The sequence below is a fragment of the Shimia sp. CNT1-13L.2 genome, assembly GCF_024331145.1.
Classification (GTDB): Bacteria; Pseudomonadota; Alphaproteobacteria; order Rhodobacterales; family Rhodobacteraceae; genus Shimia.
Window position 1 is genome coordinate 69,837 of the sequence record NZ_JANDJO010000010.1, and the last position, 13,060, is coordinate 82,896.

The window sequence follows — 13,060 nt, forward strand, 5'->3', positions numbered from 1 at the left end:
ACCGCCGATCAGCGCCCTTTCGGGCAACGGGGTGGGTGGGTGGGCGTTGTCCGAAAGGGCGCTTAGAACGCCGCTTCCACATCTCCCATGCGCACGTAAACCGATTTGACCTGGCTATAGTGCTGGATGGCTTCCTTCGAATTCTCACGGCCAACACCCGAGGCCTTCACGCCACCAAACGGCGCTTCCACCGGCGCATCGTTGTAGGAGTTGATGAAACAGCTCCCCGCCTGTAATTCGCCGATCACGCGGTGCGCGCGCTGGATGTCGCGGGTAAACACGCCCGCCGACAGCCCGAACTCGGTGTCATTGGCCCGCGCAATCACCTCGGCCTCGTCCTCGAAGTCCAAAACCGCCATCACCGGCCCGAAAATCTCTTCGCGGGCGATGGTCATGTCGTCAGTCACATCCGCAAAGACGGTCGGCTCGAGGTAAAAGCCATCCATGTCCAGACGTTTGCCGCCACAAACCAGTGTCGCGCCCTCTTCAACGCCCTTGGCCATATAGCCCAGAACGATGTTCATCTGGTTCTCGCTGACCATCGGGCCAAAGCTGACCTTCTCGTCCAGCGGATCACCCACCACCGCATCACCGATGCGCTCCACAAGGCGCTTGAGGAAGGCCTCCTTGATGTCCTTGTGCACAAACACGCGGGTGCCGTTCGAACAGACCTGCCCCGAGGAATAGAAGTTGCCGTTGATCGCGCCACCCACGGCGTTCTCGATATCGGCGTCTTCAAAGACGATCAGGGGCGATTTGCCGCCCAGTTCCATGGTGACGTGCTTCATGCCAGCTGCTGCCGCCGCATAGACCTTCTTGCCGGTCGGTACGGACCCTGTCAGCGATACCTTGTCGACACGCGGATCGTTGACCAGCGCACCGCCCACTTCGCCCATGCCCTGCACGACGTTGTAAAGACCTGCCGGCAACCCCGCCTCGACAAGAATCTCCGCCACTTTCAGTGCACAAAGCGGGGTGGTCTCGGAGGGTTTGAAAATCATCGCGTTGCCGCAGGCCAGCGCAGGTGCGCCTTTCCAGCAGGCAATCTGCGTCGGATAGTTCCACGCCCCGATCCCCACGCAGACCCCCAGCGGTTCGCGCACGGTATAGACCCAGTCCTCGCCCATTGGGATGTGCTCGCCGGTCAGCGTCGCCGCCATGCCACCGAAATACTCAAGCGCATCCGCACCCGAGGTGGCATCCGCCACCAGCGTCTCCTGCAGCGGCTTGCCGGTGTCATAGGTCTCCAGAACCGAAAGCTCGTGGTTGCGTTCGCGGATGATGTCCGCCGCCCGGCGCAGGATACGCCCCCGCTCGGTGCCGCTCATCTTGGCCCAGGCCCCTTGCGCCTCTTTCGCCGCGACAATCGCCTTCTCAACAATCTCCGGCGTCGCCGCATAAACGGTTGCGACCACCTCACCGGTGGCCGGATAGATCACGGGGATCGGGGTTCCATTCGTATCCTCGACGTATTCGCCGTTGATGAAGTGACTGGCTTTGGGTTGCAATTCCATGCGCGCCTCGGTTCTTGAGTGGGCCTTTGGAATTGGCCCGGGTTGATCGAATAAAGGTCCAAACAAATCAAAAAGGCCCGGCACCCCCCAGAGGAAACAGGGGCGCCGGGCAAAGACCGCAGTTAGTGCACGGTCTCAATCTTGTGGAAGTCCAGCTCACGCTCTTCCGGAGAAGAGTTGATCGCCATGACTTCCTTGCGCTTGGTCATCACGATGTAGCCGATGCAGGCCACGTAGATGCCGATCACCACCGCGCCGATCCACTGAATCTGCAGCCATTGGCTCTTGAAGGCCACGGTCAGACCAAACAGGACAACAGCGTTACCCAGAACGTAAGGCACGGTGCCGAAACGCTTGGCGGTCAGGTTGAGGTTGTCGGTGTAAAGGCGGATCAGCGAGTCAAACGAGTTGATCACGAAGGTCACGCCCACGATCACCATGGCGACGTTGATCATCAGCGTCGTCGGGATCTCGTTCAGGTGGTAGTAGTACAGCACCGAGAACCAGACGCCCAGCGGGATCGACGGGAACACCAGCAGCGCTGCCAGAACCTGCCATGTCTTCAGGCCGCCGACAAAGCGCGAGGTGAACTGTCCGATCATGATCGACCAAGCGAACCACCAGAACAGGTAGAATTCGTGATAGTCGGTCAGCGGCAGGATGAACTTGTGGATGTTCGAGAAATAGCCACCAATGTTCGATGCGGTGCCAAAGAACTCGCCCAGACCCATGCCTGCATAAGCCCACATGCCAAGGATCAGCGCCGCGAACATGACGGTCGAGCCAACCGACAGGATGCGAACATACTTGATGTCGGTCGACGAGAAGGCCGCGAACAGGATCACCAGGAAGGTCACCACGTAGAATGCCGGGATCACGGTCTCGCCGTCACCCATGAAGGTTGCATAGTACGGCAGGTAGATCAGGAACAGCGCGCCGGTGAAGGCACAGGTGCCAATGATGACGATGTTGTTGATCCATTTGACCAGCGGGATCTCGAAGAACTTCACACGCGGTTCGATGACGCAGAAGTAGAAGGTGGTCAGGAAGTAGAAGCCCCAGATCAGGAAGCCCCAGAAGCCGAACTCAAGCGCCAGCGGGTTGGTAAAGGCATAAGCCGGTTCCGCCGCCGTATCCGCGTAGAGCGGAAAGTCCCAGGCCAGCGGGAACATGATCAGGCCCACGTCCAGCCCGGACGTGAACAGAATAGCGATGAAAGTGAAAAGGTGAACGGGTGTCGGTCCGATGTTGCGAACGTTCCACCACTTGATCACGCAGAAAACCACCAGCGCCAGCGCCAGCAGGATCCCGAATGAAATCAGTGCAGTCATTGTTTTTGGTCCCTCATTCCGGGGCATCCTCCGCACCCCAATTGATGATGGAAGCGGACGCTATCAGCAATTTTTGAAATTCCAAAGCAATTTTTTAAACGGCTATTTAATAAATCCACATTCACAATCGCGCTTGCGACATGATCCGCCAAGGTTCAAACTGAATTTCATGAGCAGAAGAAGAATCCGCGACATCCGCCACGACGAGCTGATCCAGGCGACCCTTAAAGCCGTTCATCAGCGTGGTTATGCTGTTGTGACAATGGCGGAAATCGCGCGCGAGGCCGGAGCAACGGCCGCCTCGATCAACTACTACTTCGGGTCCAAGGAAAAACTGATGGAGGCCACCATGCGGCGGCTACTGTCGCTCCTGAAAACCGCAATGCTCGAACGCTACGCAGAGGCAAAATCACCGCAGGATCGCCTGATTGCCGTGCTTGATGCCAACTTTGACGACAGGTTTTATACGGTCGAGCACTGCAATTTCTGGATGCAGTTCTGGGCAAACGCCCCTTATTCCCCCCCACTCGCCCGCCTGCACAGAATCAACCGTGCCCGTGTGACCTCGCATTTCCGCGCCGAGTTGCGCTCGCTTGTCGAAGACTGCCGCCGCGAGACGGTGCGCGATGCGCTGCAATGCTACATGGACGGTGTCTGGCTTGAAGCGGCGCAGTCGGCGGCCCCGCTGGATCCGGCCTATGCCCGTTCCGAAGCCCGGCGCGTTGCCCGCCTGCTCCTGAACGGCGACCACTGAATAGGAACGGCCGGCACCACGTGGGCACCGGCCGTCTTGCAACTGGCTTTTTGCTCAGGCGTCCGTGTTCTCCGCCATTGTCGTCGGCAAGCCATGCGCCGCACGCTTGCTGTCGCGATAGATCGCCTTGATCAGCGCCACGCACATCAGGACCATCACAAGTGAAAACGGAAGTGCTCCGATCACCATCGCGGTCTGGATCGCCTTCAGGCCGCCAACCAGCAAGAGCGCCGCAACGACCAGTCCCAGTGCGCTGCCCCAGAAGATGATGTGAGGCCGCGCCTTCGGACCTTCGTCCCCGGCGGCATTGATGGTGTTCACGATCAGGACAGCCGAGTCCGCCGATGTCACGAGGTAGGTCATCAACAGGATCACGATGATCACTGCCATAGCCCACCCAAGGACATCCCCAAGGATCAGCCCCGTCATTGCGAAAATCTTGTCGCCGTCCGTGGCCGAGAAGATCGCACCATTCGCAACGCCCGACATCTCCATTTCGATGGCCGTTCCACCGGCAAACGAGAACCAGACAAAGCACATAATGGCCGGAACGATCATCGCCCCCAGAACGAACTCGCGGATCGTGCGACCACGGGAAATACGCGCCAGGAACAGGCCAACAAAGGGCGCAAAAGCCACCCACCAAGCCCAGTAGAACACGGTCCAGCCGCCCTGCCAGCCCTCAAGCTTGTCGGCCACGCCGCCAGTGCCATCGCCACGGAACACATCGAACAGCATACCGGGCAACGCGAGCACGTATTCATAGGTGCCCTGGAACAGCGCGGTAATACCGAACCACGTCGAGCCAAACAGCATCAAGAAGCCCAGAAGGAAAATCGAAAGCCCCATGTTCAGGTTCGACAGCCACTTGATCCCCTTGCCAACACCCGAAAGCGCCGACAGTGTCGAAGCCCCCATGATGATCAGCAGGGCAAAAATGATCCCGGTGGTCGAAGCGGTCCCTGCCTCGTTCAGAAGCCAGCCGCCGATCCCGATGCGGCTCATGCCGGCAACAAACTGCTCGACGCCGAACCCGAGGGTCTGTGCCACGCCCAGAATGGTTGCGATCACTGCGACGATGTCGACAACATGCCCCAGCGGCCCCGATAGGCGCGATCCGAACAGCGGCGTCAACGACGACCGGATCGTCAATGGCAGACCGCGACGGTACGAGAAAAAGGCCAACGCCAGACCGGCAATGGCATAGGATGCCCAGGCCGAGAATCCCCAGTGCAGGTACGACCACTTGTAGGCGTTCATGACGTTATCCGCGCTGCTCCCCGTGGCCAGGCCCTGGATCACGTCCGGGTTGTTCTTGAAGTGATACACGGGTTCGGCCACCGCCCAGGTCAGCATCCCGACCCCGATCCCCGCCCCAAACATCATGGAGAACCAAGAGAAATTCGAAAACTCGGGCCGGTCCCCGTCATGTCCCAGACGCAGGCGCCCCGCGGCGGGCCACAACGCCAGCCCGAGGCACACCAGGACGAAAGACGCCATCACGTAGATGTACCAGCTGGCAAAGTTCGCCAGAATGAATTTGTTGAAACCGGCAAGAACGGTTCCTGCCTGCTCCGGAAAGGCAACGGCCCAGATGACAAGGCCACCCACTGCCAGTTTGGAGGTCACGGTGACATCGACGCTAAAGCCGGAGTAAAACCCCTTCTCCGCCGTCTTGATCGGCAACTCTGTTACCGGTGGTTCGATAGACATTACTTACTCCCTGTTCTTGGAACTTGGTTACTCTCCCAATGCCATCTCACCGGCACTCACACATACAGGGGACGATCAGCACGGCCTCCGCGCTGACCCTTCCATTTTACTTGTGGCTATTCGCCACGCGGGTATCTCTGGTTTTCCTCCACGACGTTCAGGTCCATGTGGTTGCGCATGTACCTCTGGGTCGCGTCCTTCTTGGGCTGGAAATCCCACGGCGTATATCCGCCCTGCCGCAGCGCCTCGTAGACAACCCACCGCCGCGCCTGGCTGGCGCGGATCTCCGCATCGAACGCCCCGAGATCCCACCGCGCCTCGCATTTCGCCTGCAGGCTTTGAAGAGTTCCCTGGTGCTCTGCCACCTCTGCCAGATTGGTCAACTCGTGCGGATCGGCCTCCATGTCATAAAGCTGATCGGGATCCAGCGCACAGCGGTTAAACTTCCACTTGCCATAACGCAGCGACACCAGCGGCGCATAAGAGGACTCGGCCGCATATTCCATCATCACCGGCGCCGTGCGCTCTCCCCCCTGCCCCAGATGCACTAGGCTCTCGCCATCCGTCCACGGCGTGATCTCTGCCATGTCCATCCCCGCGAGATCACAAAGCGTCGGGCAGATGTCCAACAGGCTCACCGGCGCCGAAACCTTCCCCGGTTCCATGTCCGGTGACGACACCATGAGCGGCACCCGCGAAGACCCGTCAAAGAAGGTCATCTTGAACCAAAGCCCGCGTTCGCCAAGCATGTCGCCGTGATCTGACAGGAACAGGATCACCGCCTCCTGCCGCGTGCTCTCCAGCGCCTCCAGAACCTCGCCGATCTTGTCGTCCAGATACGAGATATTGGCAAAATACGCCCGCCGCGACCGTTTGATATCCTCTTCGCTGATATTGAAATTCTGCCAGTCATTGGCATCGAAAATCCGCTTGGAATGGGCATCCTGCGCGTCATAGCCAAGGTCCCCGACCTCCGGCAGCAGATGTTCGCAATCCTCGTAAAGGTCCCAGTATTTCTTGCGCGCCACATAAGGATCATGCGGGTGCGTAAACGAAACCGTCAGACACCAGGGCCGTTCGTCATGCCCCCGCGCGAGATCATACACCTTGCGCGTGGCGTTATAGGCCACCTCGTCGTCATACTCCATCTGGTTGGTGATCTCGGCCACCCCGGCCCCCGTCACCGACCCCATGTTGTGATACCACCAGTCGATCCGCTCGCCCGGCTTGCGATAATCCGGCGTCCAGCCATAGTCAGACGGATAAATATCCGTGGTCAGCCGCTCCTCAAACCCGTGCATCTGGTCCGGCCCGACAAAGTGCATCTTGCCACACAGGCTTGTCTGATACCCCGCACGGCGCAGGTGGTGGGCATATGTCGGAAGGTCCGGCGCAAACTCGGCGGCATTGTCATAAACACCCGTATTGGACGGCAACAACCCTGTCATATAGCTCGCCCGCGACGGCGCGCACAACGGCGACGCGCAATAGGCGTTCTCGAACCGGGTCGACCGTGCCGCCAGCTTCTTGAGGTTCGGCGCATGCAGCCAGTCGGCGGGGCCATCGGGAAACAGGGTCCCGCTCAGCTGATCCACCATGAAGATCAGGATATTGGGTTTGCTCATCTCGCCTCTCCCAGCAATGCGTCCAACGTCATCAATACCGTTTCCGGCGCTTTCGGGTCCGGCCCCGCGCCTTTCAGCGCCGCCCGCAGGTAAACCCCGTCGATCATCGCCCCGATGGCGGTCGCCACCTCTTCGGGGCGGTCCGTCAGGGCGCGCAAGTCATACAAAAGGTTCGACCGCAGGCGCGATTGATACATCCGCATCAGCTGCGCCGCCTGTCGATTGCCCTGCGCCATGCCGTAAAAGCTCAGCCAGGCGCTTGTCTTGCTGCGGTCAAAAACGTGGTCTTCAAAGTTGGCCCGGATCAAGGCCTCCAGCCGCTCTCGCGGAGCGCGCTTTCCCCGCAACCCGTCCCGCACCTTGCTGGCATAGACGGTCAGGATGTGGCGCATGGCCGCCAGCATCATCTGCTCCTTGCCGCCGAAATAGTGGTGCGCAAGACCACTCGACATACCTGCGCGCCGCGCGATCTGCGCCACGGTCACGTCCAGCGACCGCGCATCCCCGATCTCGGCAATGGCCGCATCCACGAGGGCGCGGCGTCGTTTTGGTTCCATCCCAACCTTGGGCATCGGACCCCTCCCAACTGCGTTGAAGGGGACGTTAATTTTTTATTGATTGACGAGTCAATCAAAATAAACATTCAGAAATCGAGAGGCGTCCTGCGCGTTATCAGGCCACCTGCGCCCGACACGCATCCAGAAAAGCCTCAAGCAAGGCGCTTCCGGTCACGGCCCGCGCCTGCGCAATCACCACCCTGAACCGGCCAATGTCCCTATCAAGCGGGCGCGCAACCACAGCGTCGCCTTCGATGGTCAGGTTCCTGTCGGGCGGAAAACCAACCAAAGTGTATCCCAGCCCCTTGCCAACATAGGCCTGCACCAATTCGCGAGACTGCGAGGTAAAGGGCACCTCGGGATCAAGCCCCGCCGCCTGCAACAGGCTAAGGTAACTCGGCCCCGGCCCGGCACGGGACACCGCGATATAAGGCAGGCCGGACAGGGCCTCCAACGGAACACGATCATCCTGCGCCAGCGGGTGTGTCGCCGACAAAAGAACAAGCGTCGGCAAGTCCGCAAGCGGGGCAACCACGTGCCTAGCCTCATCAAATCCTTGATCGAACACCACCAGCGCGTCGACATCCCCGGCATCAAGCGAAGCGATAAGGCTTGGATAATCATCTTCGACAACCTCGATCCGCACACCGGGATGGCTTTCCCGAAAGGCAAGCACGGCAGGCAATACGATCTTGTGGGCAATGCCATAATGGGTACCGATGTGAATGGTCCCGCTTGCGCCTTCGACAAGATCAGAAATTCGCCGGCCCAGCGCATCTGCACGCGTCAGCAGGGCTTCGGCCTCGACGATGAAATCCTGCCCTGCGCGTGTCAGACGCATCCCGCGCGCGGGAAACCTGTCGAACAGGATCAGGCCGGTGGTCTCTTCGAATTTGTCGATGGCCGATGAGATCGCCGCCGGAGAGACATTCAAAATCCGCGCCGCCGGGGCGATCCCGCCGCTGCGGGCGGTTTCCACCAAAAGTGCCAACTGGCGCAGCGTGAACCCATTCATCAGAAAAACCTTTCCTTTGGGTCAATTAATTCAGTTTTTCCGATCTTCAGCAATCCCCTATACCTGACAACGTAGGAACGGGAGGAAGCAAATGGACATCAGGCCACTGACCGGCGGATTGGGCGCGGAAATCCATGGGGCAGACATTCGAAATGCCGAGGATTTCGACGCCATTCACGAGGCCTTTGCCACCTACTCGGTGATCGTGCTGCGAGATCAGATCGCCGGCCCGGACGACCACCTCGCCTTTGCCCGTCGCTTTGGCCCAATCAACGTCAACAGGTTCTTCAAACCGGTAGAAAGCCACCCCGAGATCGCCATGGTCCTCAAGGAAAAGGACCAGAAAGAAGCGGTTGGCGAAGGCTGGCACACCGATCATTCCTACGATCAGGTTCCGGCAATGGGGTCCATCCTGCACGCCATCGAAATGCCGCCCTTTGGCGGCGACACGCTGTTTGTCTCGATGGGGGCGGCCTACGATGCCCTGTCGCCCACCATGCGCGGCTTTCTGGATGGTCTCCACGCGATCCACTCCTCGCGCCACGTCTTTGGCGCCAGCGTTCAAGACAGCGAGGCTTCAAAAAGCGGGCGGCTTGGCAACGCCGAGGCCGCCACGCAGGACGCTCGGCATCCGGTGGTCATCACCCACCCCATGAGCGGCCGGCGCGGGCTATTCGTGAACCCCGTGTTCACCACCCACATCGAGGGCCTGACGCCAGACGAGTCCGACGCCATCCTCGCCATGCTCTACGACCACTGCAAACAACCCGAGTTCCAGTGCCGCGTCCGCTGGCAGGCCGGCGACATCACCATGTGGGACAACCGCGCCACCTGGCATAAGGCCATCAACGACTACCACGGCTTCCGCCGCCTGATGCACCGGATCACCGTCGACGGCGTTGCGTTGACACCCTAGCAAAAGAAAATGATGGCGGCGTGAACTCTAAACCTTCGTCGCCGTGTCCGTCGGCGTGACCTGCCGCCGCTTCAGCACCGCTTCGCGCCAGGTGATGAAACTGATCGACCCGATGATGATAAGGCCCCCCGTCACAACCCAGACGTCCACGCTTTCGTTGAACACCAGCCACCCCAGCAGCACCGCCCAGACCAATTGCAGAAAGGTCACCGGCTGGGTCACCGTCACCGGCGCCGCGGCAAAGGCCAGTGTCATCGCATAGTGTCCGGCGGTTGCGAAACTGGCCACACCGAACAGGATCAGCAAATCCCAGAGCGTCGGCGTCACCCAGACCGAGGCCGCAATCGGCGCCAGCCCGATCGTCACCGTCACCGACAACATGCCCACCACCACGGACGGGCTCACTTCTTCGCTCATAATCTTGGCAATCAGATACCCGGCTGCAAAAAGCACCGCCGTGAACAGCATTGCAATATGGCCGCTGTTCACCTCGCGAAATCCGGGACGCAGGATGATCACCGCCCCGATCAACGCCACGACAACCGCCAGAATGCGGCGCGCCGCCAGCCTTTCCCCAAGGAATAGCGCTGCCCCGATGGTCACATAGACCGGCGAGAGATAGTTCATCGCCGTCACCTCGGCGATCGGGATCTGCGTCATTGCGTAGAACCAGCAGACAACCCCGGCGGTGTGCACCACGCCCCGCGTCCCGAACAGACCCAACTGCCGCTTGGTCAGCCCCGCCCGCAGCATCGGGCGCACCATCGGCAAGAGAAACACCAGCCCCAGCAGATAGCGCAGAAAGGCCGCCTCAGCCGCAGGCACCCGTGGCCCGAGGTATTTCACCAGCGCCGTGACGGCAACAAAACAGGCCCCCGTCACCAGCATCCAGAACACCCCCATCAGGGGCCGTGAAGTTGTTGTCTCGCTCATGCCGGCATTAACACCCGTTCGCCGGGGAATGTCGAGATCGGAAACACGTTAAGGAAGTGGAATAAACTCCTGATCATCCCCAGCAGGCAGTTGGAACCTGCCGTGGGTCCAGTCACCAGCCGCCCAGGCCGCCTTGGCCTCTTCGATGCGTTCGCGTGACGAGGCCACGAAGTTCCACCAGATATGGCGCTGCCCGTTCATCGCCGCCCCGCCCAGCGCCATCAAGCGTGCGCCCTGTGGACCGGCCTGAACGGTGATCGCGTCGCCGGGGCGGAACACCATCATGCGCCCCGCCTCGAAGACGTCTCCCGCGATCTCGACCGACCCTTGCGTGATGTAAAGCCCGCGTTCCTCATGCTCGACCGGCAAAGGAAGCTTTGCCCCCGCCTCAAGCACGACATCGGCATAAAATGTTTCCGACAACATCGTCGCTGGCGCAGCCTCGCCCCAGGCCGATCCAAGGATCAGCCGAACGCTCTTGCCCTCGGCCTCAAGAGACGGCAACGCCCCCGCACCATGATGCTCAAAGAACGGCGCATCGTCTTCGTGTTTCTCGGGTATAGCGATCCAGGTCTGGATGCCGAACAGGTTGCTTGCCCCTCTGCGCGTCTCTTCACTGGTGCGTTCGGAATGGGTCACTCCCTGTCCAGCCATCATCCAGTTCACCTCGCCCGGGCGGATCATCTGATGCGCGCCCGTGCTGTCGCGGTGCTCGAACTCGCCATCATAGAGATAGGTCACCGTACCCAGCCCGATATGGGGATGCGGGCGCACATCGATGCCCTGCCCGGTGACAAACTCTGCCGGTCCCATTTCGTCGAAAAAGATGAAGGGCCCCACCATCCGCCGCCCCGGCGCGGGCAAGGCGCGGCGCACCTCAAAATCGCCAAGGTCACTGGCACGGGGCAAAATCACCGTTTCAATATCGTCAAGCTGTGCGGGCGTGACATGGTCGGGGTCGATACAGGGGTTCCAGCTCATCTGCGCCTCCTCGCGTTGCGGGCCTACAGATCAACCTAGAGCATTCCCGCCCCCCGCCAATGCACACCCGTGCACAGGGCTTGTGCACCTCACCCAGAGATCAGCTTGGCCGCAATCGCCCACATGGTCAGCCCGACAACCACGTCCAGCACCTGCCAGGCCCGCGGGCTGACAAACAGCGGCCGCAACAGACGGGCCCCAAAGCCCAGCGAGAAGAAGAACACGAAACTCGACACGACCGCCCCGACACCAAAGCCCCAGGCCGGGCTGTATTGCGAAGAGATGCCGCCCAACAACACAACCGTATCCAGATAGACATGCGGATTGGCCCAAGTCAGTACAAGACAGGTTGAGACCGCCGCCCAGAGGCTCGACGCCTTGCGCCCCTCTTCCTCCAGCGCCTCGCCCCCCTTCATCGCCGCCCGCAGGCTCATTGCGCCGTAGGTTAAGAGAAACAGCGCCCCGCCCCAACGCGCGACCTCGACCGCCGTGGGCATCTGCTCGACGATGATGCCGAACCCGGCCACACCGGCGGCAATCAGGATCGCGTCTGAGACCGCGCAGGTCATCACCAGCGGCAGCACGTATTCCCCGCGCAGCCCCTGCCGCAGCACAAAAGCATTCTGCGCCCCGATGGCGAGGATAAGTGAAAATCCGAGTGCAAATCCTGCCATTGCCGCCTGCATCATGGCCGTCTCCTTTGTCCAGTCCCGGCTTGAGTACGCGGCCCCTCTGAATTACACAAATTAAAGTGATTGTTCTGACATTAGGAAACCTAATGCACCTAGACTATGGCCAGCTTCGCGCATTGTCCGCCATTCTGCGCACCGGTTCCTTCGAAGCCGCAGCCGCCGAACTGGGCATCACGCAATCTGCGGTCTCGCAACGCTTAAAGGCCCTCGAGGATCAGGCCGGGGCCCTTCTGGTGCATCGGGGCCAGCCCTGCACAGGCACGGATGCGGGCCGTCGCCTTGCCGCCCATATGGATCATGTCGGCCTGCTTGAGGGCCAACTGAAAAGCGATCTCGGCGCACTGACCCCCGGCAGCGACACCCCCCTGCGCATCGCTGTCAACGCCGACAGCCTCGCCACATGGTTCCTGCCTGCTCTGGCCTCTGTCCCCGGTCTTCTCTTCGATCTTCTGGTCGACGATCAGGATTTCTCCGCCGACTGGCTTCGAAAAGGCGAGGTCGTCGGCGCGATCACCGCCAATGCCCGGCCAGTCGCGGGCTGTGATAGCACCCCGCTGGGCAATCTCGCCTATATCGCGACCTGTAGCCCCGCTTTCTTCGCGCGCCACTTTGCAAATGGCGTCACGTCTGACGCGGTGCAACACGCGCCCATGCTGCGCTTCGATCAAAAAGACGCGCTTCAGGCACAGTGGATGCAACAGCACCTTGGCAACAAGGTCACACCGCCCAGTCACCGCCTGCCCTCCTCTCAAGGCTTCGTTGATGCCGCCTGTCTTGGCCTTGGCTGGGGCATGAACCCCGAACTCCTCGTACGGGATCACATCGCCCAAGGTCGCCTCGTCCCGCTTTTGCCCGACACCCTGCTGAACACGCCGCTCTACTGGCAATCCACCCGCCTTCTGCGCGACGCGGTCGAACCGCTGACCCGCGCCGTGAAACAGGCCGCCCGCAAGGTGCTGCCGCCGATCCCTGCCTGAACCGGCACCTCCGCAATACAGCCGTAATACCGACGCAATACCGACGTTGGTT

12 protein-coding genes are annotated in these 13,060 nt (G+C 60.7%); 3 read left to right on the forward strand and 9 right to left on the reverse strand.

Annotated elements, in window-relative coordinates:
• Positions 1-62: 62 nt before the first annotated feature.
• Both betB and NNA36_RS17060 read right to left on the reverse strand, forming a co-directional pair.
• On the reverse strand, positions 63-1,514 hold the full coding sequence (gene betB, locus NNA36_RS17055; RefSeq protein ID WP_255109230.1) for a betaine-aldehyde dehydrogenase: 1,452 nt from the start codon (positions 1,512-1,514) through the stop codon (positions 63-65).
• Positions 1,515-1,636: 122 nt separating this feature from the next.
• Positions 1,637-2,845 (reverse strand): BCCT family transporter, encoded by a 1,209-nt coding sequence (locus NNA36_RS17060; protein WP_255109232.1) that lies wholly within the window; start codon positions 2,843-2,845, stop codon positions 1,637-1,639.
• Positions 2,846-3,014: 169 nt separating this feature from the next.
• On the opposite strand from NNA36_RS17060, the gene betI (NNA36_RS17065) reads away from it, so the two are divergent.
• Positions 3,015-3,599 carry a transcriptional regulator BetI gene (betI, locus tag NNA36_RS17065; protein WP_255109234.1) on the forward strand — a complete coding sequence of 195 codons (585 nt, stop codon included), beginning with the start codon at positions 3,015-3,017 and terminating at the stop codon, positions 3,597-3,599.
• Between the two features lie 54 nt (positions 3,600-3,653).
• On the opposite strand, the gene NNA36_RS17070 is transcribed toward betI (NNA36_RS17065), so the two are convergent.
• From NNA36_RS17070 to NNA36_RS17085, 4 genes are all read right to left on the reverse strand, one after another.
• Positions 3,654-5,312 (reverse strand): BCCT family transporter, encoded by a 1,659-nt coding sequence (locus NNA36_RS17070; protein ID WP_255109236.1) that lies wholly within the window; start codon positions 5,310-5,312, stop codon positions 3,654-3,656.
• Between the two features lie 116 nt (positions 5,313-5,428).
• On the reverse strand, positions 5,429-6,937 hold the full coding sequence (gene betC, locus NNA36_RS17075; RefSeq protein WP_255109238.1) for a choline-sulfatase: 1,509 nt from the start codon (positions 6,935-6,937) through the stop codon (positions 5,429-5,431).
• Positions 6,934-7,509, reverse strand: coding sequence for a transcriptional regulator BetI (gene betI, locus NNA36_RS17080; protein ID WP_255109241.1), 576 nt, complete (start codon positions 7,507-7,509; stop codon positions 6,934-6,936). Before betI (NNA36_RS17080) ends, betC begins: the two co-directional genes overlap by 4 nt.
• 100 nt (positions 7,510-7,609) lie before the next feature.
• Positions 7,610-8,509, reverse strand: coding sequence for a LysR family transcriptional regulator (locus NNA36_RS17085; protein WP_255109243.1), 900 nt, complete (start codon positions 8,507-8,509; stop codon positions 7,610-7,612).
• 91 nt (positions 8,510-8,600) lie between these two features.
• On the opposite strand from NNA36_RS17085, the gene NNA36_RS17090 reads away from it, so the two are divergent.
• Complete coding sequence (locus NNA36_RS17090; RefSeq protein ID WP_255109245.1) at positions 8,601-9,425, forward strand: TauD/TfdA family dioxygenase; 825 nt, start codon at positions 8,601-8,603, stop codon at positions 9,423-9,425.
• A 27-nt stretch (positions 9,426-9,452) separates the two neighbouring features.
• Here the strand turns inward: NNA36_RS17090 and NNA36_RS17095 are convergent, their stop codons facing one another.
• From NNA36_RS17095 to NNA36_RS17105, 3 genes are all read right to left on the reverse strand, one after another.
• Positions 9,453-10,358 carry a DMT family transporter gene (locus tag NNA36_RS17095; protein WP_255109247.1) on the reverse strand — a complete coding sequence of 302 codons (906 nt, stop codon included), beginning with the start codon at positions 10,356-10,358 and terminating at the stop codon, positions 9,453-9,455.
• Between the two features lie 48 nt (positions 10,359-10,406).
• Positions 10,407-11,339: a pirin family protein gene (locus tag NNA36_RS17100; RefSeq protein WP_255109249.1), complete on the reverse strand. Its 933-nt coding sequence runs from the start codon at positions 11,337-11,339 to the stop codon at positions 10,407-10,409.
• A gap of 89 nt (positions 11,340-11,428) precedes the next feature.
• Positions 11,429-12,025: a LysE/ArgO family amino acid transporter gene (locus tag NNA36_RS17105; protein WP_255109347.1), complete on the reverse strand. Its 597-nt coding sequence runs from the start codon at positions 12,023-12,025 to the stop codon at positions 11,429-11,431.
• Between the two features lie 92 nt (positions 12,026-12,117).
• On the opposite strand from NNA36_RS17105, the gene NNA36_RS17110 reads away from it, so the two are divergent.
• Positions 12,118-13,008 carry a LysR family transcriptional regulator ArgP gene (locus tag NNA36_RS17110; RefSeq protein WP_255109251.1) on the forward strand — a complete coding sequence of 297 codons (891 nt, stop codon included), beginning with the start codon at positions 12,118-12,120 and terminating at the stop codon, positions 13,006-13,008.
• Positions 13,009-13,060 lie beyond the last annotated feature (52 nt).